General features: G+C 73.4%; 25 protein-coding genes. 15 read left to right on the top strand and 10 right to left on the bottom strand.

Annotation, left to right across the window (positions count from 1 at the left end; translation table 11 throughout):
• Window positions 1-34: 34 nt before the first annotated feature.
• The 10 genes from G5V58_RS16285 to G5V58_RS16240 all read left to right on the top strand — a co-directional run bounded on the left by G5V58_RS16285 (window position 35) and on the right by G5V58_RS16240 (window position 11,063).
• Window positions 35-1,105, top strand: a complete 1,071-nt coding sequence (locus G5V58_RS16285) for a ScyD/ScyE family protein (protein WP_165234963.1) — start codon at window positions 35-37, stop codon at window positions 1,103-1,105.
• A 13-nt stretch (window positions 1,106-1,118) separates the two neighbouring features.
• A complete protein-coding gene (locus tag G5V58_RS16280) occupies window positions 1,119-2,321 on the top strand; it encodes an amidohydrolase (protein ID WP_165234960.1) in 1,203 nt (400 codons plus the stop codon).
• 224 nt (window positions 2,322-2,545) lie between these two features.
• Window positions 2,546-3,628 carry a BMP family lipoprotein gene (locus G5V58_RS16275; RefSeq protein WP_165234957.1) on the top strand — a complete coding sequence of 361 codons (1,083 nt, stop codon included), beginning with the start codon at window positions 2,546-2,548 and terminating at the stop codon, window positions 3,626-3,628.
• A gap of 120 nt (window positions 3,629-3,748) precedes the next feature.
• A complete protein-coding gene (locus G5V58_RS16270) occupies window positions 3,749-5,302 on the top strand; it encodes an ABC transporter ATP-binding protein (RefSeq protein ID WP_230486681.1) in 1,554 nt (517 codons plus the stop codon).
• Entirely contained in the window at window positions 5,299-6,405 is a 1,107-nt protein-coding gene (locus tag G5V58_RS16265) for an ABC transporter permease (protein ID WP_230486680.1), read from the top strand. The genes G5V58_RS16270 and G5V58_RS16265 overlap by 4 nt, the downstream gene beginning before the upstream one ends.
• Complete coding sequence (locus G5V58_RS16260) at window positions 6,402-7,676, top strand: ABC transporter permease (protein WP_165234954.1); 1,275 nt, start codon at window positions 6,402-6,404, stop codon at window positions 7,674-7,676. Before G5V58_RS16265 ends, G5V58_RS16260 begins: the two co-directional genes overlap by 4 nt.
• Window positions 7,676-8,080: a cytidine deaminase gene (locus tag G5V58_RS16255; protein WP_165234951.1), complete on the top strand. Its 405-nt coding sequence runs from the start codon at window positions 7,676-7,678 to the stop codon at window positions 8,078-8,080. The genes G5V58_RS16260 and G5V58_RS16255 overlap by 1 nt, the downstream gene beginning before the upstream one ends.
• Entirely contained in the window at window positions 8,052-9,224 is a 1,173-nt protein-coding gene (locus tag G5V58_RS16250; RefSeq protein WP_165234948.1) for a cytochrome P450, read from the top strand. The genes G5V58_RS16255 and G5V58_RS16250 overlap by 29 nt, the downstream gene beginning before the upstream one ends.
• On the top strand, window positions 9,217-10,509 hold the full coding sequence (locus G5V58_RS16245) for a thymidine phosphorylase (RefSeq protein ID WP_165234945.1): 1,293 nt from the start codon (window positions 9,217-9,219) through the stop codon (window positions 10,507-10,509). Before G5V58_RS16250 ends, G5V58_RS16245 begins: the two co-directional genes overlap by 8 nt.
• Window positions 10,506-11,063, top strand: a complete 558-nt coding sequence (locus G5V58_RS16240; protein ID WP_165234942.1) for a TerD family protein — start codon at window positions 10,506-10,508, stop codon at window positions 11,061-11,063. The genes G5V58_RS16245 and G5V58_RS16240 overlap by 4 nt, the downstream gene beginning before the upstream one ends.
• Here the strand turns inward: G5V58_RS16240 and G5V58_RS16235 are convergent.
• Window positions 11,053-11,508 carry a MaoC family dehydratase gene (locus G5V58_RS16235; RefSeq protein ID WP_165234939.1) on the bottom strand — a complete coding sequence of 152 codons (456 nt, stop codon included), beginning with the start codon at window positions 11,506-11,508 and terminating at the stop codon, window positions 11,053-11,055. The genes G5V58_RS16240 and G5V58_RS16235 overlap by 11 nt on opposite strands.
• A gap of 34 nt (window positions 11,509-11,542) precedes the next feature.
• Here G5V58_RS16235 and G5V58_RS16230 point away from each other — a divergent pair, with 34 nt between their 5' ends.
• Together G5V58_RS16230 and G5V58_RS16225 are read left to right on the top strand one after the other, a co-directional pair.
• Window positions 11,543-12,661, top strand: coding sequence for an adenosine deaminase (locus G5V58_RS16230; protein ID WP_196240518.1), 1,119 nt, complete (start codon window positions 11,543-11,545; stop codon window positions 12,659-12,661).
• Window positions 12,662-12,709: 48 nt separating this feature from the next.
• Entirely contained in the window at window positions 12,710-13,354 is a 645-nt protein-coding gene (locus tag G5V58_RS16225) for a response regulator transcription factor (protein WP_230486679.1), read from the top strand.
• Window positions 13,355-13,358: 4 nt separating this feature from the next.
• Here the strand turns inward: G5V58_RS16225 and G5V58_RS16220 are convergent, their stop codons facing one another.
• The 3 genes from G5V58_RS16220 to G5V58_RS16210 form a co-directional block, all read right to left on the bottom strand.
• Window positions 13,359-14,450 carry a hypothetical protein gene (locus tag G5V58_RS16220; RefSeq protein WP_165234933.1) on the bottom strand — a complete coding sequence of 364 codons (1,092 nt, stop codon included), beginning with the start codon at window positions 14,448-14,450 and terminating at the stop codon, window positions 13,359-13,361.
• Between the two features lie 94 nt (window positions 14,451-14,544).
• Window positions 14,545-15,090, bottom strand: coding sequence for a hypothetical protein (locus tag G5V58_RS16215; protein WP_165234930.1), 546 nt, complete (start codon window positions 15,088-15,090; stop codon window positions 14,545-14,547).
• A gap of 4 nt (window positions 15,091-15,094) precedes the next feature.
• Complete coding sequence (locus G5V58_RS16210) at window positions 15,095-15,697, bottom strand: nucleoside/nucleotide kinase family protein (protein ID WP_165234927.1); 603 nt, start codon at window positions 15,695-15,697, stop codon at window positions 15,095-15,097.
• 32 nt (window positions 15,698-15,729) lie between these two features.
• On the opposite strand from G5V58_RS16210, the gene G5V58_RS16205 reads away from it, so the two are divergent.
• The gene (locus tag G5V58_RS16205; protein ID WP_165234924.1) at window positions 15,730-16,221 is read left to right on the top strand and encodes a hypothetical protein; all 492 of its coding nucleotides are present in this window, start codon (window positions 15,730-15,732) and stop codon (window positions 16,219-16,221) included.
• On the opposite strand, the gene G5V58_RS16200 is transcribed toward G5V58_RS16205, so the two are convergent.
• The 4 genes from G5V58_RS16200 to deoC form a co-directional block, all read right to left on the bottom strand.
• Window positions 16,218-16,583, bottom strand: coding sequence for a hypothetical protein (locus G5V58_RS16200; RefSeq protein ID WP_165234921.1), 366 nt, complete (start codon window positions 16,581-16,583; stop codon window positions 16,218-16,220). The genes G5V58_RS16205 and G5V58_RS16200 overlap by 4 nt on opposite strands.
• Window positions 16,584-16,673: 90 nt before the next feature.
• Window positions 16,674-17,543 (bottom strand): aldehyde dehydrogenase family protein, encoded by an 870-nt coding sequence (locus tag G5V58_RS16195; protein ID WP_165234918.1) that lies wholly within the window; start codon window positions 17,541-17,543, stop codon window positions 16,674-16,676.
• Window positions 17,540-18,964, bottom strand: coding sequence for an aldehyde dehydrogenase family protein (locus tag G5V58_RS16190; RefSeq protein ID WP_165234915.1), 1,425 nt, complete (start codon window positions 18,962-18,964; stop codon window positions 17,540-17,542). The genes G5V58_RS16195 and G5V58_RS16190 overlap by 4 nt, the downstream gene beginning before the upstream one ends.
• 5 nt (window positions 18,965-18,969) lie before the next feature.
• Window positions 18,970-19,938 (bottom strand): deoxyribose-phosphate aldolase, encoded by a 969-nt coding sequence (gene deoC, locus G5V58_RS16185; RefSeq protein WP_165234912.1) that lies wholly within the window; start codon window positions 19,936-19,938, stop codon window positions 18,970-18,972.
• 59 nt (window positions 19,939-19,997) lie between these two features.
• On the opposite strand from deoC, the gene G5V58_RS16180 reads away from it, so the two are divergent.
• Window positions 19,998-20,672 (top strand): hypothetical protein, encoded by a 675-nt coding sequence (locus G5V58_RS16180; RefSeq protein WP_165234909.1) that lies wholly within the window; start codon window positions 19,998-20,000, stop codon window positions 20,670-20,672.
• A 3-nt stretch (window positions 20,673-20,675) separates the two neighbouring features.
• Here the strand turns inward: G5V58_RS16180 and G5V58_RS26050 are convergent, their stop codons facing one another.
• Window positions 20,676-21,092: a zinc-binding dehydrogenase gene (locus tag G5V58_RS26050; RefSeq protein ID WP_230486678.1), complete on the bottom strand. Its 417-nt coding sequence runs from the start codon at window positions 21,090-21,092 to the stop codon at window positions 20,676-20,678.
• The gene (locus tag G5V58_RS16175; RefSeq protein ID WP_230486677.1) at window positions 21,002-21,613 is read right to left on the bottom strand and encodes an NADP-dependent oxidoreductase; all 612 of its coding nucleotides are present in this window, start codon (window positions 21,611-21,613) and stop codon (window positions 21,002-21,004) included. The genes G5V58_RS26050 and G5V58_RS16175 overlap by 91 nt, the downstream gene beginning before the upstream one ends.
• Window positions 21,614-21,695: 82 nt before the next feature.
• On the opposite strand from G5V58_RS16175, the gene G5V58_RS16170 reads away from it, so the two are divergent.
• Entirely contained in the window at window positions 21,696-22,265 is a 570-nt protein-coding gene (locus tag G5V58_RS16170) for a TetR/AcrR family transcriptional regulator (RefSeq protein ID WP_165234906.1), read from the top strand.
• Window positions 22,266-22,296: the final 31 nt, after the last annotated feature.

Here is a 22,296-nt window from a genome sequence, read left to right as displayed (position 1 = left end):
CGCTCCCGCACCGCGTGCGAGGATCCCTGGTGCCATGCACCGGGGATCCTCGCTCGTCGCCGCCACGCTGCTGCTGCTGACGACGGCGGGCCCGGCCTCGGGAGCGCCGGCGCTGCCGCGGGAGCGGGCGCTGGACAGCGGACTGCTGAGCCCGCTCAGCATCGCCGTGGCCGAGGACGGCACGGTCTGGTACTCCGAGAACTACGCCGGCCTGCTCCACCGCCGGGGCCGCGACGGCCGGACCACCACCCCGGCGCGGGCGCCGGGGGACCTCGAGCTCAGCGCGGTGGGCGAGCGCGACGGCACGGTCTGGTACGCCGTGACGGGCGCCGGCCACACGATCGGCCGGCTGCACCGCCTGTCGCCCGACGGCAGCGACGTGGTCGAGGCCGACCTCTACGCCCACGAGCGGAGCGAGAACCCCGACCGTGGCTACCGCTACGGCTTCGACCGGCTGCCCCCCGGCTGCCGCGCACAGGTCGCCGGGGCCGACCGGGCGGCGTACCGCGGGAAGGCGGAGACGCACCCGGTGGCGTCCCTGCCGGCGCACGGCGCCGTGTACGTCGCGGACGCCGCGGCCAACGCGGTGCTCGCGGTCGTCGACGGCACCGTCACCACCGTCGTCGCGCTGCCGCCGGTGCGCACGACCATGACGTCGGCGTACGCCGAGGAGAACGGCTTCCCCGCCTGCACGGTGGGTCGCGCCTACTGGGCCGAAGCCGTGCCGACCGACGTGGAGGCGGGTCCGCTGGGCCGGCTCTACGTCACCAGCCTCCCCGGCGGGCCGGGGGAGCTCGACGGCCGGCCGGCCGGTCGCATCCTCGAGGTCCTGCCCCTGACCGGTCAGGTCCGGGTGCTCGCCGACGGGCTCGACCAGCCGGTGGGGCTCGCGGTCGCGGCCAGCGGCGACGTCTACGTCAGCGAGCTCCAGGGCGACCGGATCTCGCTGGTGCGCGCCGGCACCCGCACGCCCGAGTCCTACGTCGAGGTCACCTACCCCGGCGACGTGGAGCACGCCCCGGACGGCCTGGTGGCCACGACCGACGTGCTGAGCGGCACCAACGGGATCGACCCGCCCGAGGGCGAGCTGGTGAAGTTGAACTAGGTTGGGCTCTGTCATGCCCGACCACGCCGGGGCCGCAGGGTCCGCCACCCCCGTGATCGCCGAGGTCGTGGAGAAGCACGAGTCCGACCTCGTCGACCTGCGGCGCGACCTGCACGCCCACCCGGAGCTGTCCTGGTCCGAACAGCGCACCTCCGAGCTGGTCGCGACCCGGGTCCAGGCCGCCGGGTGGCGGGTCGAGCACTCCACGCGCACGGGCTTCACGGCCGACCTGGGCGCCGACGGCTCCCTGGTCGGGCTGCGCGCCGACATGGACGCGCTCCCGGTCCAGGACCTGACCGACGACCCCTACCGCAGCACCGTGGACGGCGTGGCCCACGCCTGCGGCCACGACGTGCACACCACGGCGCTGCTCGGCGCCGCCCTGGCCCTGGCCGAGGTCCACGACCGCGGGCTGCTGCCCGGCCGGGTGCGGCTGCTCTTCCAGCCGGCCGAGGAGGTCATGCCCGGCGGTGCCCTGCACCTGATGAGCGAGGGTGCGCTGTCCGGCGTGGAACGGGTCTTCGCGCTGCACTGCGACCCGGGCGTCGACGTCGGCCAGATCGGGCTGCGCCTCGGGCCGCTGACCAGCGCCGCCGACCGGGTCGAGGTCCGGCTCACCGGCACCGGCGGCCACACCAGCCGTCCGCACCTGACCGGCGACCTCACCTTCGCGCTGGCCAAGGTCACCACCGAGCTGCCCGCCGTCCTGAGCCGGCGCATGGACCCCCGCGCCGGCGTCAGCGTCGTGTGGGGCAGCATCCACGCCGGCTCGGCGCCCAACGTCATCCCCGACCAGGGCACGGTCACCGGCACCGTCCGGATCCTCGACGCCGTGGCCTGGGCCGACTGCGAGGTCGTGGTCCGCCAGGTCGTCGACGAGCTGGTCCGCCCCTACGGCGTCAGCGCCGAGATCGACTACCAGCGCGGCGTCCCGCCGGTCGTCAACGACCCCGTCGCCAACCGGATCCTGGCGGAGGCCGTGCGCGCCCACCTCGGCGAGCACGGCCAGGTCGCGGCGCCCCAGAGCCTGGGGGCCGAGGACTTCGGCTGGTACCTCGACCGGGTCCCCGGAGCGATGATGCGCCTCGGGACCCGCGCGCCCGGCGGCCCGACGTACGACCTGCACCAGGGCAACCTGCGCGTCGACGAGCGCGCCGTCGGCATCGGCGCCAAGCTGCTGGCCGAGTCGGCCGTGCGCAGCCTCACCCGCCGCTGACCCACCGCTGGCCCACCCAGGCGGCTCCGCGTAGCCCGCTCGGGCGCCGTCCATGACCCGTCGGGACCACCTTGTGCGCGCCCGGTGTTTCCCCGTCGTGAACCGAGGTCACGACTCCACAACAAGGTGGGGACCGCGCCGCACCAGGTGTCGTCAGGGGCCCGGAAAGCCTCTAGTGTTCACCCGTTCCAGGGCCGGCGGCCCATGATGATGAAGGAGGCGTCTTGCGACGCACCAGGAAGATCGCATCCGTCCTGACCGTGGGCATCCTGGCCCTCGGCGCGACCGCGTGCGGCGACGACAGCGACAGCGGTAGCGACAGCGGCGGCGGCAGCGCCGGCGGTGGCGACGAGACCACGAGCGCCAGCTCCGACATCAAGGTCGGCATGGCCTACGACGTGGGCGGGCGGGGCGACCAGTCGTTCAACGACTCCGCGGCGGCGGGCCTGGACAAGGCCAAGGACGAGTTCGGCTTCGACGCCGACGAGTCCGAGGCCACGGACGGCGAGGCCGAGTCGGCCCGCGAGGAGCGGCTCGTCACCTTCGCCGAGGCCGGCTACGACCCGATCATCGCCGTGGGCTTCGCCTACGCCGAGTCGGTCGGCAAGGTCGCGGCGCAGTACCCCGACACCCACTTCGCGATCATCGACGACTCCAGCCTCGCCGACACCCCGAACGTGGCCAGCCTGGTCTTCGCCGAGGAGCAGGGCTCGTTCCTGGTCGGCGCGGCCGCCGCGCTGAAGTCCGAGGCCGGCCACATCGGCTTCGTCGGTGGCGTCGAGACCCCGCTGATCCAGAAGTTCCAGGCGGGCTACGAGGCAGGCGCCAAGGAGGTCAACCCCGACATCACGATCGACGTGACCTACCTGAGCCAGCCGCCGGACTTCTCCGGCTTCGGTGACCCGGCCAAGGGCAAGACCGCGGCCGAGGGCATGTACCAGAACGGCGCCGACATCGTCTACCACGCGGCCGGCGGCTCCGGCGGCGGCGTCTTCGAGGCGGCGGCCGACGCCGGCGCGAAGGCCATCGGCGTCGACTCCGACCAGTACAACACCGCCGACCCGTCGGTGCAGGACGTCATCATGACCTCGATGCTCAAGAACGTCGACGTCGCGGTGTACAACTACCTCTCCGAGGTCAACGACGGGAACTTCCCGACCGGCGTGACCACCTACGACCTCAAGGTCGACGGCGTGGGCTACTCCACCAGCGGTGGCCAGATCGACGACATCGTCGACAAGCTGGACGCCTACAAGCAGCAGATCATCGACGGCGACATCACCGTGCCGACCGAGCCGGCCAGCTGACCAGCAGCCGGTAGTCCGACCCGACCGAGCCCGCGGCCCCGCCTCCCGAGGCGGGTGTCCGCGGGCTCGCTCGTGTGAGTAACCTCAGCCCGTTGCCGACGCACCACGAAGGGGACGCTCGTGACCGACATCGCCGAGGGGGCGCAGGCGGAGGCTGCCACGGGCAGCGTGACCGTCCGGCTGCGGGGCATCGGGAAGAGGTTCCCGGGCGTCATCGCCAACGACGACATCAACATCGACGTGCGCCGCGGCACGATCCACGCGATCGTCGGCGAGAACGGCGCCGGCAAGTCGACGCTCATGAAGATCCTCTACGGCGTGCAGCCGCCGGACTCCGGCACCATCGAGATCAACGACCAGCAGGTCACGCTGCACTCACCGGCCGACGCCATCAAGGCCGGCGTCGGCATGGTCTTCCAGCACTTCATGCTGGCCGACAACCTCACCGTGCTGGAGAACGTCGTCCTGGGCGCGGAGCGGCTGCACGGCATCGGCGGCGAGGCGCGCGCCGAGATCCAGCGCATCTCCGACTCCTACGGCCTGGGCATCGACCCCGACCGGCTGGTCGAGGAGCTCGGCGTCGGCGCCCGCCAGCGGGTGGAGATCCTCAAGGTCCTCTACCGCGGCGCCCAGATCGTCATCCTCGACGAGCCCACCGCCGTCCTGGTGCCCCAGGAGGTCGACGAGCTGTTCGGCAACCTGCAGGAGCTCAAGCGCGAGGGCCTGTCGGTCATCTTCATCTCCCACAAGCTCGACGAGGTCCTGAGCGTCGCCGACGAGATCACCGTGATCCGCCGCGGCACGACGGTGCGGACCGTGACGCCGCACGAGGTCACCGCGCGCCAGCTGGCCGAGCTGATGGTCGGCTCCGAGCTGCCCTCGCCGTCCACGGAGACCTCGACGGTGACCGACGAGCTGCTCCTGTCGGTGCAGGGTCTGGGACTCCCCGCCCCCGAGGGCCGGCCGCTGCTGCAGGACATCACCTTCGACATCCACCGCGGCGAGGTGCTGGGCATCGCGGGCGTCGAGGGCAACGGCCAGGCCGAGCTGGTCGAGACGATCATGGGGATGCGCACCGGCGCGACCGGCACCATCCGCCTGCAGGACCGCGACCTCAGCCCGCTCTCCACCCGCGAGCGCCGCGAGGGCGGCATCGGCTACATCCCCGAGGACCGGCACCGCCACGGCCTGCTCCTGGACGCGCCGCTGTGGGAGAACCGCATCCTCGGCCACCAGACCCGCGAGCCCAACGTCCGCGGCCCGCTCATCGACAAGGGCGCGGCCCGGGCCGACACCGAGCGCATCATCAGCGAGTACGACGTCCGCACGCCCGGCCCCGACGTGCTCGCGCGGGCCCTGTCGGGCGGCAACCAGCAGAAGCTGATCGTCGGGCGCGAGATGAGCGGCGACCCGGTGCTGCTCATCGCGGCCCACCCGACCCGCGGCGTCGACGTCGGCGCCCAGGCCGCGATCTGGGACCACATCAAGAACGCCCGGCGCCAGGGGCTCGCGGTCCTGCTCATCTCCGCGGACCTCGATGAGCTCATCGGCCTGTCCGACCGCATCGAGGTCATCCTGCGCGGCCGGCTCGTCGGGTCGTTCGACCCCAGCCAGGTGACGCCGGAGCAGCTCGGCTCCGCGATGACCGGCGCCGGACCGGAGGTGGCCGCGTGACCCCCCGCATGACCAAGCTGCTGCTCGCCGTCAGCGCCCCGGTGCTGGCCCTCGTGGCGGCGTTCGCGATCACCAGCCTGGTGCTGGCCGCGGCCGGCGACCCGGTGATGGACGTCTGGAGCCAGATCCTGTCCTGGCCCGAGCGACGCAACCTGGCCAACATCATCGACAACGCCACCGTGCTCTACCTCTCCGGGATCGCGGTGGCCATCGGGTTCCGGATGAACCTGTTCAACATCGGCGTCGACGGGCAGTACCGCGTCGCGGCCTTCACCGCCGCCGTGGTGGCGGGGGAGGCGTGGCTGCCGGGCTACCTCAACACCGCCCTGGCCATCGTCTGCGCCATGGCCGTCGGCGCGGTGTGGGCCGGCATCGCGGGCGTGCTGCGCGCGACCCGGGGCGTCAGCGAGGTGATCTCCACGATCATGCTCAACGCGATCGCCACCGCCGTCGTGGCCTACCTGCTGCGCAAGGTCGCGGTCCGGGCCGAGGGCTCCAACGCGATCGGCACCAAGAAGATCCAGGAGAGCAGCCAGATCCCCAACATCGGGATCGGCGACGGCCCGGGCCAGGAGGTCTACGGCTTCGTGGTCATCGCCGTCCTGGTCGGCTTCGCCTACTGGTTCGTGCTCAACAAGACCCGCTTCGGCTTCGACCTGCGCGCCACCGGCCGCTCGACCACCGCCGCGGTGGCCAGCGGCATCCGGATCACCCGGATGACGGTCGCCGCGATGCTCATCTCCGGCGCGGTCGCGGGGCTCGTCGGCCTGCCGATCCTGTTCGGGGAGAGCTTCCAGTACGGCTCGACGTTCCAGTCCGGCCTCGGCTTCGCCGGCATCGCCATCGCCCTGCTGGGCCGCAACCACCCGATCGGCGTCGCGGTGGGCGCGCTGCTCTTCGCCTTCCTCGACGAGCAGTCCAACCCGCTGCAGATCCTCGTGGGCGTCTCGCCCGACATCGTCGCCATCACCCAGGGCGTCATCGTGCTGACCGTCGTCATCTCCTACGAGATCGTGCGCCGCTACGGCGTACGCCTCGAGCAGCAGGCGGTGGCCCGCGCCTTGACCCACGACCGTGCCCAGCGCGAGGAGGTTCCCGCATGAGCGTCCCCGCCACCGCCACCGGCGTCACCCACGACGCCGCACCACCGCCGCCGAGGACCCGTCGGCGCCTCTCGCCGTGGGTGCTCATCGCCGCCGTGCCCGGCGCGCTGCTGGTCCTGGCGATCCTCGAGACGATCACCGACGCGAACGACCTCAGCTCGTCGGGCACCATCGCCGCGACCCTGGTGGCGACGACGCCGATCATGCTGGCCGGCCTCGGCGGTCTGTGGTCCGAGCGGGCCGGCGTGGTCAACATCGGCCTCGAGGGGATGATGATCCTCGGCACCTACGGCGCGGGCTACTTCGGCTACCACCACGGCGCTTGGGCCGGTGTGGCCGGAGCGATCGGGATGGGCGTGGTCGGCGGACTGCTGCACGCCGTGGCCACGGTGATCTTCGGCGTCGACCACATCATCTCCGGTGTCGCCATCAACATCATCGCGCTCGGTGCGGTGCAGTACCTCGCCTCGCTCACCTTCGTCGGCCTGCCCGGCGGCGGCTCGACCCAGTCGCCCAAGATCCCCGACGTGCCGACGCTGACCATCGGGCCGCTCAGCGACAAGCTGGCGGACGTGGAGAAGGACGACGTCTTCTTCGTCTCCCAGCTCGCCTCGCTGCTGCGCGCGCTGGTCACCAACCTGTCCTCGCTGGTCATCATCTCGATGCTGCTGCTCGTGGTGACGTGGTTCGTGCTCTGGCGCACCTCGTTCGGGCTGCGGCTGCGCTCCTGCGGCGAGAGCCCGGCGGCCGCGGAGTCGCTCGGCGTGCACGTGCTGCGCTACAAGTTCGTGGCCGTGCTCATCTCCGGCGGCCTGGCCGGCCTGGCCGGCGGCGTGCTGGCCATGGTGGCCTCCAGCAACTACCGCGACGGCCAGACCGGCGGTCGTGGCTACATCGGCCTGGCGGCGATGATCTTCGGCAACTGGCGACCCGGCGGCCTGCTCATGGGCTCCGGGCTGTTCGGCTACACCGAGACCCTCGGCTTGCGCCAGGGCGGCACGTCGGTGCACGCGCTGCTGCTGGCCCTGGCCGTGCTGGCCCTGGCGCTGGCCGTGCTCCAGGTGCGACAGGGCGCCCGCGTGGCCGCGGTCGTCATCGCCGGGGTCGGCGTGCTGCTGTTCGTCGTCTACCTCGTGCTCGACGAGGTCCCGAGCGAGTTCACCGGCATGACGCCGTACGTCATCACGCTGCTGGTCCTCGCCTTCGCCTCCCAACGCCTGCGGATGCCGGCGGCGGACGGACAGGTCTACCGCAAGGGGAGTGCGGGCTAGTGGCGGCGCAGTCAGGGCAGGACTTCGACTGGGACGGGCTCAAGGCGGCGGCCGAGGAGGCCGTGACCCACGCCTACGCGCCGTACTCCCACTTCTCGGTGGGCGCGGCCGCGCTCGTCGACGACGGTCGCGTGGTGACGGGCTGCAACGTCGAGAACGCGGCGTACGGCGTGGCGCTGTGCGCCGAGTGCGGGCTGGTCAGCCAGCTGCACATCACCGGCGGCGGCCGGCTCACCCACTTCGTGTGCGTCAACGGCGACCGCGAGGTGATCATGCCGTGCGGCCGGTGCCGCCAGCTGCTGTTCGAGAACGGCGGGCGCGACCTGCTGCTGTGGACCGTGTCGGGGATCAAGACGATGGACGAGGTACTGCCCGATGCGTTCGGTCCCGACGACCTCGCTTGACCTGACCGACCCCGAGGTCGTCGCCGACCCCTACCCGCTCTTCGCCGCGGAGCGGGCCGCGCACCCGGTGGCGCGGCACGAGCGGACGGGCACCTGGCTGGCCTTCGACCACGCGTCGGTGAGCGCCGTGCAGCGCGACCGGCGGATGGGCCGGCTGTGGCGGGACAAGGAGCCGGCGGCCTACCTGGAGCCGTTCAACCTGCTGCACCGCAACCAGATGATGGAGAACGAGCCGCCCGACCACACCCGGCTCCGGCGTCCGGTCGCGCAGGCCTTCGGGCGCGGCCACGTCGAGCGGCTGCGCCCACGGGTCGGCGAGCTCGCCCGCGAGCTGCTGGCCGAGGTCGACGGCGACACCTTCGACGTCATCGCGCAGTACGCCGAGCCGCTGCCGGTCCTGGTCATCGCCGAGCTCCTGGGCGTGCCGACGTCGTACGTGCCCGCGCTCCGGGAGTGGTCGCAGGCCATCGTGCGGATGTACGAGGTCGACCCGTCGCCCGCGGTGGTCGACGCCGCCGTCCGGTCGGCCGACGACTTCGCCGGGCTGGTGCGCGAGCTGGTCCGCGAGCGCCGGGCCCGACCGCAGGCGGACCTGCTCAGCGACCTGGCCACCACCGAGCTGACCGAGGACGAGATGGTCGCCTCGGCGGTGCTGCTGCTCAACGCCGGCCACGAGGCGTCGGTCAACGTGTTCGGCAACGGGCTGGTGGCGATGCTGCGCCGCGAGCTGGTGCCGGGCGCCGACCTGCCCGCGACCGTCGAGGAGATGCTCCGCTTCGACTCCGCGCTGCAGCTCTTCGAGCGCACGGCCACCGAGGACGTCGCGCTCGGCGACGTGGTGGTCGAGGCGGGGGAGAGGGTCGCGGTCCTGCTGGGCTCGGCCAACCGGGACCCCGCCGTCTTCGACGCCCCCGACGAGTTCCGCGTCGACCGCAGGCCCAACAACCACGTGGCCTTCGGGGTCGGGGTGCACTTCTGCCTCGGCGCGCCGCTGGCCCGGATGGAGCTGGCCGAGTCGCTCGGCGCGCTCTTCTCGGCGTACCCGCGGCTGGCCTTGGCGGGCGAGCCGGAGAGCCGGGGGACCTTCGTCCTCCGGGGGTTCCGTAGCGTGGTCGTGAACCGAGAGGACGTGAGCAGTGGCTGAGCAGCACGATGCGGTAGAGGTGATCACCACCAAGCGCGACGGTGGCCGCCTGTCGGACTCCATGGTCGACTGGGTGGTCGACGCCTACACCCGCGGCGTGGTGGCCGACGAGCAGATGTCCGCGCTGGCGATGGCGATCCTGCTCAACGGCATGGACCGCGACGAGATCGCCCGTTGGACCGCGGCGATGATCGCCTCCGGCGAGCGGATGGACTTCTCCGGGCTCTCGCGCCCGACCGCCGACAAGCACTCCACCGGCGGGGTGGGCGACAAGATCACGCTCCCGCTGGCGCCGCTGGTGGCCGCGTGCGGGGTGGCGGTGCCGCAGCTGTCCGGGCGCGGGCTCGGGCACACCGGAGGCACCCTGGACAAGCTCGAGGCCATCCCCGGGTGGCGCGCCGCGCTCTCCAACGCCGAGATGCTGGCCCAGCTGGAGTCGGTCGGCGCGGTCATCTGCGCGGCCGGCGACGAGCTGGCCCCGGCCGACAAGAAGCTCTACGCGCTGCGCGACGTCACCGGTACGGTCGAGGCCATCCCGCTCATCGCCTCCTCGATCATGAGCAAGAAGATCGCCGAGGGCACCGGCTCGCTGGTCCTCGACGTCAAGTGCGGGACGGGCGCGTTCATGAAGGACGAGGACGACGCCCGTGAGCTGGCCGAGACCATGGTCGCGCTCGGCACCGACGCGGGCGTGCACACCGTCGCGCTGCTCACCGCGATGTCCACCCCGCTGGGCCTCACGGCGGGGAACGCGGTGGAGGTCGAGGAGTCCGTCGAGGTGCTGGCCGGCGGCGGCCCGGCCGACGTCGTCGAGCTCACCCTGGCCCTGGCGCGCGAGATGCTGGCCGGCGCGGGCAAGGACGACGTCGACCCGGCCGACAAGCTGGCCGACGGCTCGGCCATGGACGTCTGGAAGGCGATGATCCGCGCCCAGGACGGCGACCCGGACGCCTCATTGCCGGTGGCGAGGGAGTCGCACGTCGTGAACGCCCCCACCTCGGGCGTGCTGACCCGGCTCGACGCCCTGGCCGTCGGCACCGCCGCCTGGCGCCTCGGCGCCGGTCGCTCCCGCAAGGAGGACCCGGTCCAGGCCGGCGCCGGCGTGCGCTGGCACGCCCGGCCCGGCGACAGCGTGGAGGAGGGCGAGCCGCTCCTCACCCTGCTCACCGACGAGCCGGAGCGCTTCGACCGGGCGCTCGCGGCCCTCGAGGGCGGCTACGACATCGAGCCGGACGGATCGGCGTACGACCCGGGCTCGATCGTCATCGACAGGATCGGCTCATGACCCAGCTGCAGGCGGGCGAGTCCTTCGACGTCGTCGCGACCCGGGTCCGGATGGGCATCGGCTGGGACGAGGACGCCGGCGCCGGCCTGGCCCGCACCGGCCGCCCGACCGTGGACCTCGACGCCACCGCGCTGCAGTTCGCCGGCGGCCAGCTCTTCGACCTGGCCTTCTACAACAACCTCAGCACCCGCGACGGCTCGGTCACCCACCAGGGCGACAACCAGACCGGCAGCGGCGAGGGCGACGACGAGTCGATCCTCGTCGACCTCGCCCGGGTGCACGGGCCGGTCGACACGATCGTGTTCCTGGTCAGCAGCTACCAGGGCCACTCGCTGGAGTGGGTGGCCAACGCCTACTGCCGGCTGGTCGACGACGAGTCGGACGAGGAGCTCGCGCGCTTCACGCTGACCTTCTCGGTCACCGAGACCGGAGCGGTGCTGGCCCTGTTGCGGCGCACGCCGTCGGGCTGGACGCTGCAGGCCGTCGGCGAGGGCGTGGCCATCAGCAAGCCCACCGAGGGGCTGGCCAAGCTCAACCGCTTCGTCAGGAGCTGAGCAGGAGCACGACCGTCTCGGCGACGCAGGCGGGCTTGTCCTCGCCCTCGATCTCGATCGTGTAGCGCACGACCAGCTGCTTGCCGGCGGGGACGTCGACCAGCTCGGCCAGGGTGGCGTGGCCGCGCACGCGCTTGCCGACGCGGACGGGGTGGGGGAAGCGCACCTTGTTGAGCCCGTAGTTGAGCCGCGGGCCGTCGGTCTCGATGCTGAAGATGCTGTGGCTGAGGTGGGGGATGAGGCTCACGGTCATGTAGCCGTGGGCGATGGTGCCGCCGAAGGGGCCGGCCGCGGCGCGCTCCTGGTCGACGTGGATCCACTGGTGGTCGCCGGTGGCCTCGGCGAACTGGTCGACGCGCTCCTGGGTGACCTCGAACCACTCGCTGGTGCCGAGCTCCTCGCCGACGGCGGCCTCGAGCTCGGTCAGGTCGGTGAAGGTCCGCACGCGTGGTCTCCTGACGGGTGGTTGGATGGCGGCCATGAGCGCCGTCCTCACCGAACCTAGTGCAGGTCCCGCGGTCACCCGGGACCAGGCCTTGCGGGCCCCCAAGGTGCTGCTGCACGACCACCTGGACGGCGGGCTGCGACCCGCGACCATCGTCGAGCTGGCCGCCGAGATCGGCCACGAGCTGCCCGAGACCGACGCCGAGGCGCTGGGCCGCTGGTTCACCACGATGGCCGACTCGGGCTCGCTGCCCCAGTACCTCGAGACCTTCGACCACACCGTGGCCGTCATGCAGACGGCGGCGGCGCTGACCCGCGTCGCCCGGGAGTGCGTGGAGGACCTGGCGGCCGACGGGGTGGTGTACGCCGAGGTGCGCTACGCCCCCGAGCAGCACGTCGCCAACGACCTCACCCTCGACGAGGTCGTGGCCGCGGTGCAGGAGGGCTTCGAGGAGGGCATGGCCGCCAGCCGGGCTCGGGGCCAGGGCATCACCGTGCGCCAGCTGCTCACCGCGATGAGGCACCAGGCCCGCTCCCGCGAGATCGCGGAGCTCTCCATCGCCTGGCGCGACCGGGGCGTGGCCGGCTTCGACATCGCCGGTGCTGAGGCCGGCTACCCGCCCACCCGGCACCTCGACGCCTTCGAGTACCTCCAGCGCGAGAACTCCCACTTCACCATCCACGCCGGCGAGGCCTTCGGGCTCCCGAGCATCTGGGAGGCCATCCAGTGGTGCGGCGCCGACCGGCTCGGCCACGGCGTGCGGATCATCGACGACATCACCGTGACCGACTCCGGCGAGGTCGAGCTGGGCCGGCTGGCGGCGTACGTGCGGGACATGCGGATCCCGCTGGAGATGTGCCCGGCCTCCAACGTGCAGACCGGGGCGGCGGCGTCCATCGCCGAGCACCCGATCGGGCTGCTCACCCGGCTCCGGTTCCGGGTCACGGTCAACACCGACAACCGGCTGATGTCGGGCACGTCGATGACCTCGGAGTTCACCCACCTGGCCGAGGCGTTCGGCTACACCGTGCGCGACCTCGAGTGGTTCACCGTCAACGCCATGAAGTCGGCGTTCCTGCCCTTCGACGAGCGGCTGGCCCTCATCACGGACGTCATCAAGCCGGCGTACGCCGCGCTCGCCGCGGAGGGCTGAGCCCGCCCACGTCCGGGAGGGGCATCATCTCCGGGCGGTTGGGCACCGGTGGCCGTGGTGACCAACCAGCAGCAACCCGTCCGGGTCGCGGTCGAGAACGACTTCCCCGTCGTCGTCGAGGGGCTCGCGGCCATGGTGGCGCGCCACCGCGGCCGGGTGGAGGTCGTCGCCCTCGGGGACTCCTCCGGGCCGCCGGACGTGCTGCTGCGCGACACCTTCGGGCTGTCCGGCGACGTGCAGGACGAGCACCGCGCGCCGTCGACCCGGCTGGTCGCCTTCACCGCCGCGGACGACGCCCGGGCCGTCGCGCACGCCCTGGAGCAGGGCGTGGCCGGCTACGTGCACAAGAGCGTCTCCGAGCCCGAGTTGATCGAGGCCATCGAACGGGTGCACGCCGGCGAGCAGGTCGTCCTGCGCCGCTCCGGCGGGGGCCGGCGTGGCGCGGTCGGGACCGTCGACTGGCCCGGACGCGCCCACGGGCTCAGCGACCGGGAGGCCGAGGTCCTGGTGCTCATCTGCAAGGGGATGAGCAACGCCGAGGTGGCCGAGGCGCTCTACCTGAGCGTGAACTCGGTCAAGACCTACATCCGCACGCTCTACCGCAAGATCGGCGCGCAGAGCCGCTCCCAGGCGGTCATCTGGGGGCTCCAGCACGGCTTCACCGGCCGCGCGGTCTCCGCCCGGTCACACTGAGCGCTCAGCGCACCAGCTCGAGGCGCTTGACCACGCTGACGCGGACGCCGCCGACGGTGACGGTGGCCCGCACGCAGATCCCCTTCGCCCGGTCGTACGTCGCCGCCTTGAGGACGGCGAGCCGGATCCTCTTGGTCCGGCCCGGCGGGACCTTGGCGTGGGCCGTCCTGGTCGCCGCGGGCGAGGTCTTGCCGGCCTCCAGCCCGGTCACGCGGACCGCGCACGCTCGGGGTGCGGCCTGGGCCGGGCAGCCGAGCCGGACGGTCACCCCGCGCTCGGTCCACGTGCCGCTCGCGGGCAGGACCGTGCTCAGCGCGGCCCGTCGCAGCTCGGCCTCGGTCATGGTGCTCGTGCCCGTGCCGCCACCGGTGCCAGCACCACCGCCGCCACCCGTGCCACCGCCGCCACCGCCGGGGCCGCCACCGCCGCCGGGCGGGGTGGCCGTCCCCGCGGTGGTGAGCACGACGTCGTCGAAGCCGACCTCCCCGGACTTCCCGACCGACACCACCGTGCGGATGCTGGTGGTGATCCGCAGGGTGTAGCGCCCACCCATGGTCAGCGTCGCCGGGTCGAGCGAGACGGTCGGGATCGCCGTCCAGGTGGTGCTCGCCTGCAGGCGGGTGGCCGGGACCACGCTGATCGGCGTACCGCTCGGCTGCGCAACCAGGTCGACGCGGTAGGTCGACGGGTTCGGCGCGTCGACGTCGATCAGCCCGGCCAGCGCGGGCCGCACGCTGAGGTCGAAGGTGACCGCGGTGGGGACTTTGCCGGCGTTGCCGATGTAGGTGAACGCCGGGCTCTCCCACGCGGCGTCGACCGTGGCCAGCGCCGTGTCGATGGTGCCGGCGACCGCCGTGCGCAGGTAGCCGTTGCCGTCCGCGCCGCCGGTGGCGCCGTGGCCCTGGGTGAGCGTGGCGCAGGTCAGGCCGGGGACGCAGAGCCCACCGCTGGTGACCGTCCCGGTCCACAGGCCGAGGCCGGTGGCGAAGGTCTGGCTCTCGGTGCCCGGCGCGTAGGTGTCGGCCTGCGCCGCCGTGCCCAGGCCGAGGGTGAGCGCCGCGGCGAGGCCGGCGAGGAGGAGGCGGCGGTGCGGCACGGTCGTGCTCCTGGGGGTGGTGGGGGTGTCGGCACCACCGTCGCCGCCGCCGCTCGGGTCCGTCCCGCGAACCGGGCCTGACCACACCTCCGGGTCAGCCCGCGGGTGTGCCCACCGTCGGCAGCACCGCGAACCACGGCACGGTCCACCGGCCGGTGGTGCCCAACCGGCCGCCGGTGAGCGCCGCGCGGTCGAGGCTGACCACCGCCCCGCTGCTGGGGTTGAAGACGGTGAGGCCCTCGGGCGCCGAGCCCGCGGCGAGGACGACGTGGCGGGGGAGCCACGTCGAGCCGACGTACAGCGGGCAGGGCAGGTCCTGCGCGAGGGCCGCCTCGAGGCGGGCCAGGACGCGGGCGCGGTCGCCCCAGCGGAGCACGCGGGTCCGGTAGGTCCGCCCGGTGAAGGCCGTCATGGCGCGCGCGGCGGCCCACGGCGGCGTACCGAGCGCGCGCGGCCAGGGCAGCTGCTGGTGGCCGAAGGCGACCGGGCGGGTCAGCGTGCGGTGCAGGTCGTGGGCGGCGCGGGCGAAGTCGGCCGGGCGGTACGTCGGGTCGACCAGGATCCGGGCGGCGACCAGGGACGACGGCCCGCAGGTGCGCTGGTCGGGCTGGCGCCGGCCGCGGACGAGGTCGAGGTCCACCGGGTCACCCACCGTCCGGGAGCGCGTGGATGCGGCGGTAGGCCTCTTCCGGCGAGACCGCCGTGCACCCGGCCGCTACGGCCGTGGCCACGATGCCGCGCTGGTCGCGCATGAGCGCGAGGCCCCGGCGCACGAGGACCAGGGGAGGCTTGCGGTGCTCGCGCAGGTCACGGGTGAGCCGGCGCCAGAAGGTGACGACGGGGTGCTGGCGCAGGCAGTACGCCGCCGCGAGGATCCCCGCCTCCCGCAGCGGACCGACGACGTGGTGGGCGAAGATCCCCTCGGCCAGGACCAGGTGCGAGCCGTCCAGGCTCAGCGTGCGCACGCCCGTGCGGCCGTTGGCGGCGATCTCGTAGACCGGCGTCTGCACCGCGCCCGTCCGGCACAGCGTGCCCATGGCCGCGAGTGCCTCGTCCTGCCGCCACGAGCCGGGGTCGTCCCAGTCGACCAGGCCGGCGTTCGCGCCCTCCGTGATCCGCGGGAGCAGGGGGTCGTCGCCGTCGCGGTAGAAGTCGTCCAGCCGCAGCACCGGCAGGCCCAGGCGCCCGGCCAGGTGGGACTTGCCCGAGCCCGACGGCCCGGCCAGGACCACCACCCGCGCCGACACGGGAGCCCATTGTGCCGTGGCAGGCTGGCCACGTGGCCACTCGGGTCGCGGCCCTCGCGCTGCTCCTCGCTCTCGGCGCCGCCGGCTGCTCCGGCGACTCCTCGTCGTCGGGCTCCGCGCCCTCCGACGCGCCCGCCACCACCGACGCCGACTGCGCCGCCCGCATCCCCGACGACGTCCTCACCACCCTGGGCTGGTCCGCGCCCCAGCCGGCCGAGGCCACCGTCCGTGGTTGCCACCGCGAGAGCGAGCAGGGCTACGTCGAGGTGCGCGACCGCAGGGGCTACGACCGCCTCTGCGCCACCCTCGACCGCACCGGCTACGTCGGCCCCGGGACGCCCGTCGACTGGCTGCCCGGCCAGACCGCCTGCGCCGTCGAGCCGACCGGGGACGTCGGGCAGACCCGGGTCGTCGTCCGCGGTCACGACGGCGCCGCCGTGCAGATCACCGTCGCCGTGCTCACCGCCACCGCACCGGACCAGGTGCGCGCGGCCGTGGCGCTGCTGGTGGGCTCGGGCGCCTAGGGCTCGGGGGCCGGGCGGAAGCGCGCGACGAGCGCTCGCCGGTCCCTGGCGGGGACGTCCTGGCCGACCAGCACCCCGACGTCGTCCTCGCCGGCGCGGCGGTAGCCGACCGCGACCGCCTCGTCGACCCCCGGCAGCGCGACCAGGGTGACCGGCGTCGCGTCGTCCGGGAAGTACGCGCCCCGCGGCTCCGGCCCGGTGTCGGCACAGGCGCTGAGCTCGCCGGTCGCGCTCAGCACCGGCCACCGCGCGGCCTCGGCCGCGGCCACGACGGTGCCGGTCGCGACGTAGGTGCCGCCGGCGTACCGCACCAGCACCGAGCAGTCGGCCACCGGCCCGGTCGAGACCTCGGGGGCCCGCACCCAGCGGTGAGCGCAAGCAGGACCACGCCCAGGAGTGCCGCGCGGAGAGCCACTCGAGATGGACGTCCCGGCGGCCCGGGCGGTTGTCGCTCAGACCCCGATCGGGTGCCAGACGGTCTTGGTCTCCAGGAAGTCGGTCATGGCGTCGAGGTCGGGCTCGAGGGTCCAGTCGGGCTCGGCCGCGGGAGCTCGGCGCACCCGCTTGAGGTTGTCGGCGGCGGCGACCTCGAGGTCGGTGGCCAGGTCGGGCCGGCCGGCGACGCCGGTGAGGTCGAGGGCGTTGACGTCCATGTGCGAGGCCAGCCAGGGGCCGAGGGCCTCCGCGTCGCCGGTGAGGACGTTGACCACGCCGGCGGGCACGTCGGAGGTGGCCAGCACCTCGGCGAAGGTCACGGCCGGCAGCGGGCGCTCGAAGGAGGAGACGACCACGCAGGTGTTGCCGGTGACGATGACCGGCGCGACGACCGAGAGCAGGCCGAGCAGGGAGGACTCCTGGGGCGCGAGCACGGCGACGACGCCGGTGGGCTCGGGCGTGGAGAGGTTGAAGTACGGCCCGCTGACCGGGTTGGCGTTGCCCACGACCTGGGTGAGCTTGTCGGCCCAGCCGGCGTACCAGACCAGCCGGTCGATGGCCGTGTCCAGCGCGGCGCCGGCGGCGCGGGCGGAGAGACCCTCGGTGGCGGCCAGCGCGTCCACGAACTGCGGGCGGCGGTCCTCGACCACCTCGGCGATCCGGTAGACCACCTGCCCGCGGTTGTACGCCGTGCGCCCGGCCCAGCCGGAGAAGGCGCCGCGGGCGGCGACGACGGCGTCGCGCGCGTCCTTGCGGGAGGCGAGCGCGGCGTTGGCCAGGAACCGGCCCTTGGCGTCGTGCGCGACGTAGGTGTGCCCGGACTCCGACCGCGGGAAGGCCCCGCCGATGTAGAGCTTGTAGGTCTTGCGGACGTCTGCCCTGGTCACCTGAGGTACGCCTCCAGTCCGTGGCGGCCGCCCTCGCGGCCGTAGCCCGACTCCTTGTAGCCGCCGAACGGGCTCGTGGGGTCGAACTTGTTGAACGTGTTGGCCCACACCACGCCGGCGCGCAGCGCGTTGGCCATCTTGAGGATGAGCGAGCCCTTGTCGGTCCACACGCCGGCGGACAGGCCGTACGGCGTGTTGTTGGCCTTGGCCACGGCCTCGGCGGGCGTGCGGAAGGTCAACACCGAGAGCACCGGCCCGAAGATCTCCTCGCGGGCGATCCGGTGGGCCTGGGTGACGTCGGTGAACAGCGTGGGCGGGAACCAGTAGCCGTGGCTCGGCAGCTCGCACGGCGCCGACCAGCGCTCGGCGCCCTCGGCCTCGCCGATGTCGGACAGCTCGCGGATCCGGGCCAGCTGCTCCGCGGAGTTGATGGCACCGACGTCGGTGTTCTTGTCCAGCGGGTCGCCGACGCGCAGCGTGGCCATCCGGCGCTTGAGCCGGTGCAGCACGTCGTCGGCCACCGACTCCTGGACCAGCAGCCGCGAGCCCGCGCAGCAGACGTGGCCCTGGTTGAAGAAGATGCCGTTGACGATGCCCTCGACGGCCTGGTCGATCGGGGCGTCGTCGAAGACGATGTTGGCCGCCTTGCCGCCGAGCTCGAGCGTCACGCGCTTGTCGGTGCCGGCCACGGTGCGGGCGATCTGCTTGCCGACGTCGGTGGAGCCGGTGAACGCGACCTTGTCCACGTCGGGGTGGGCGACCAGGGCCTGCCCGGTCGAGCCGGCGCCGGTGACGATGTTGACCACGCCGGCCGGCAGGTCGGCCTGCTGGCAGATCTCGGCGAACAGCAGCGCGGTCAGCGGCGTGGTCTCGGCCGGCTTGAGCACCACGGTGTTGCCGCAGGCCAGCGCGGGCGCGACCTTCCAGGCCAGCATGAGCAGCGGGAAGTTCCAGGGGATGATCTGCGCGGCCACCCCGAGGCTCTGCTCGCCGTACCCGGCGTACTTGAGCTTGTCGGCCCAGCCCGCGTAGTAGAAGAAGTGCGCGGAGACGATGGGCACGTCGACGTCGCGGCTCTCCTTGATGGGCTTGCCGTTGTCGATCGACTCCAGCACGGCCAGCTCGCGCGAGCGCTCGGCGATGATGCGGGCGATGCGGTAGAGGTACTTCGCGCGCTCGGCGCCCGGCATCCGCGACCAGGTCCGGTGCGCGCGGCGCGCCGCCTTCACGGCGTGGTCGACGTCGTGCTCGTCGGCCTCGGCCACCTCGGCCAGGACCTCCTCGGTGGCCGGGTTGACGGTCTTGAACGCCTTGCCGTGGCCGTCGACGAACTCGCCGCCGACGAAGAGCCCGTAGGACGGCTTGATGTCGACGACCGAGCGCGACTCCGGCGCCGGGGCGTATTCGAAGGGCGTGCCCATGCTGATCAGTCCACCGTCACGTAGTCGGGGCCGGAGTAGCGGCCGGTCGTCATCTTCATGCGCTGCATGAGCAGGTCGTTGAGCAGCGTGGAGGCGCCGATGCGGAACCAGTCCGGGTCCAGCCAGTCGGGGCCGGCGACCTCGTTGACCACGACCAGGTGCTTGATGGCGTCCTTGGCCGTGCGGATGCCGCCGGCGGGCTTGACGCCGACCTGGACGCCGGTGGCCTCGCGGAAGTCGCGGACGGCCTCGAGCATCACCAGCACGACCGGCAGCGTCGCGGCCGGCTGGATCTTGCCGGTCGAGGTCTTGATGAAGTGCCCGCCCGCCAGCATCGCGAGCCAGCTCGCGCGGCGTACGGCGTCGAGGGTCTGCAGCTCACCCGTCTCGAGGATCACCTTGAGGTGCGCGTCGCCACAGGCCTGCTTGACCTGGGCGATCTCCTCGAAGACCTCGAGGTAGCGACCGGACAGGAACGCCCCGCGGTCGATGACCATGTCGATCTCGTCGGCCCCGGCCGCGACCGCGTCGCGGGTGTCGGCCAGCTTGACGTCGAGCTGCGCCCGACCGCTGGGGAACGCCGTGGCGACCGCGGCCACCTTGACCGGGCTGCTGCCCAGGGCCTGCTTGGCCACGCCGACCAGGTCGCCGTAGACGCAGATGGCCGCGGTCTGCGGGCAGGTCGGGTCAGAGGGGTCCGGGTGCTGGGCCTTGGCGGCCAGCGAGCGGACCTTGCCCGGGGTGTCCATGCCCTCGAGCGTGGTCAGGTCGACCATGGAGATGGCCAGGTCGAGCGCGTAGGCCTTGGCCGAGGTCTTGATCGAGCGGGTGCCGAGCGCGGCCGCGCGCTGCTCGGCGCCGACCTGGTCGACGCCCGGCAGGCCGTGCAGGAAGCGGCGCAGGGAGGCGTCGGACCGGGCCACGTCGAGGTCACGGATCGGTGTCGTCTCGATCTCGGGCTCCGTTGCCACCATGACCCCCAGCATAGGGTGGCGGGGCACCGACCAGACCATCCAGCGAGCAGGGGGGAACGGTGGCCCGCAGGACCCCGGACGGCTCCGCCGACCGCGTCAGCAGCGGCGTCGACGGGCACGTCGAGGAGAAGTTCGCCCGCAACGGCGGCACCTTCGTCGCGGTGGTGGGCGGCCTGGTCGTGGTCGGCCTGCTGGTGGCCTGGGTGCTCGACACCGACGGCATCCCGTTCTGGGTGCCGGCCGTGGCCCTGCTGGCCGGAGTCCTCATCTACGCCAGCACCATCCGCCCCCGGGTGATGACCGAGGGCGGCGAGCTCGTGCTGCGCAACATGCTGAGCACGGTGCACATCCCGCTGGCCACGATCGAGGAGATCGCGGTCCAGCAGGTGCTGGCCGTGCGCGCCGGCGAGCGCCGCTTCGTCTGCGCCGGCGCCGGCCGCTCGCTGCGCACCGTGATGCGCGGCTCGCGCATGCAGAAGGCCCGCACCCAGGCCCCGGGCCTGACCGGCGAGTACTTCCCGGACATCGAGCGGGGCATGGACTACGGCGACTACATCGAGAGCCGCGTCCGCGAGCTGATCCGCGCCGACCGCGCCCGCCGTGGGATCTCCTCGGTCTTCTCGCCGGAGGCCGACGAGCTGCGCACCCGCATCCGGCGCGAGTGGGCCTGGCCCGAGATCGCTGCCTTCGCGGTGACCATCGCGCTGGTCGTCGTGGCCTTCGCCGTGCGCTGAGCCCTACGCGACCGTCACCACGACCTTGCCGGGCAGGGCGCCCTCGAGCGCCCGCGCGTGCACGGAGGCGAGGTCGGCCAGCGGCACCCGCTCGGCCACGTCGACCACCAGCTCGCCGCGGTCGACCTGGCTGACCAGCTCGGCCAGCTGACCGGCGTCGCTGTCCACGAACAGGTCCACCGCCCGCACACCGCGCGCATCGTCGCCCGGCGTGGGCATCCAGACGGTGGTGCTCACCACGACGCCGCCGTCCCTGACCGTCCCCACCAGCGCCTTGAGCTGGTCGGGGTCGACCGGCGCCAGGTTGAGCAGCACGTCGACCGGCTCGGTCACCGCGGCGACGACGTCCCCGGCGGTGTGGTCGACGACCTCGTCGGCGCCCCGCTCACGGACCCGGTCGGCGCTCTGCGGGCCCGCCACGGCGACGACGTGGGCGCCGGCGCCGTGCGCCAGCTGCACGGCGTACCCCCGACGGCGCCGCCGGCCCCGTTGACGAGGATCCGCTGGCCGGGTCGCAGGTCGGCGTGGACGAACAGGGCCTGGCGCGCGGTGAGGGCGACCACCGGCAGCGCCGCGGCGTCGGCCAGCGGGAGGGTGGTGGGCGCGGGCGAGAGGACGTCGGCGGGGGCGAGGACGTGCTCGGCCGCCGCGCCGTCCTCGGTCATCGGCAGGAAGCCGATCACCGGGTCGCCGACCGAGAAGCCGGTGACGCCCTCGCCGAGCGCGTCCACGGTGCCGGCCACGTCGAGGCCCGGCGTGTGGGGGAGGGTCACCGGGATCGGGCCCTGCATGAAGCCGGCGCGGATGGTGGCGTCGACGCCGTTGAAGCTGGTGGCCGCGACCGCGACCCGCACCTGGCCCGCGCCGGGCTCGGGCCGGTCGACGTCCTCGTAGCGCAGGACGTCCGGGTCGCCGTAGTCGTGGAACCGCACTGCCTTCATCGCTGTCTCGCTCTCTCTGGGATCGGTGAGAGCCTAAACGGAAGGATTCGTCCGTTTGTTCCGGGCGGGTGAGAATGGCTCCGTGACCGGTCTGCGCAGCGACGCGCGGCGCAACCACGAGCAGCTGGCGCGCGCTGCCGTCACCGCCCTGCACCGGGAGGGCCACGCGGTCCCGATGACCACCATCGCCGCGGAGGCCGGCGTCGGGGTGGGGACGCTCTACCGGCACTTCCCGAGCCGCGAGGACCTCCTCGACGAGCTCACCCGCCGCTCCTTCGAGCGGATGCTCGCCCGCCTCGAGGCGGTCGGCGCCGAGGACGCCCCGGCCACCGACCTGCTGCGCTCCTTCCTCACCGGCGTCATCGCCGACCGCGACGACCTGCTGCTGCCCTCGACCGGCGGCCCCGCCGTCCGGACCGACGCCACCCGCGCGGTCCAGCGGCGCCTGCACGACGCCATCGGCGCGCTGCTGGCGCGGGGCGCCGCCGACGGCACCATCCGCCGCCCCGTCGACGTCTGGGACATCGCCTGGCTCGGCGCCACCCTGGCCCCGCCCGGCCGCCCCGGCCCGGCGTGGGACGAGGTGGCCGGCCGGCTGCTGGAGACGTACCTGGCCGGGCTCGGCGCCCCTCCCGGCCCCGACCCGGCCTGACACGACGCACGCCCCGGCCGGTGGCCGGGGC

The sequence above is a fragment of the Nocardioides anomalus genome (genome assembly GCF_011046535.1).
In the GTDB taxonomy this organism is placed as follows: Bacteria; Actinomycetota; Actinomycetes; order Propionibacteriales; family Nocardioidaceae; genus Nocardioides; species Nocardioides anomalus.
This window is presented reverse-complemented; position numbering and strand designations above follow the sequence as displayed.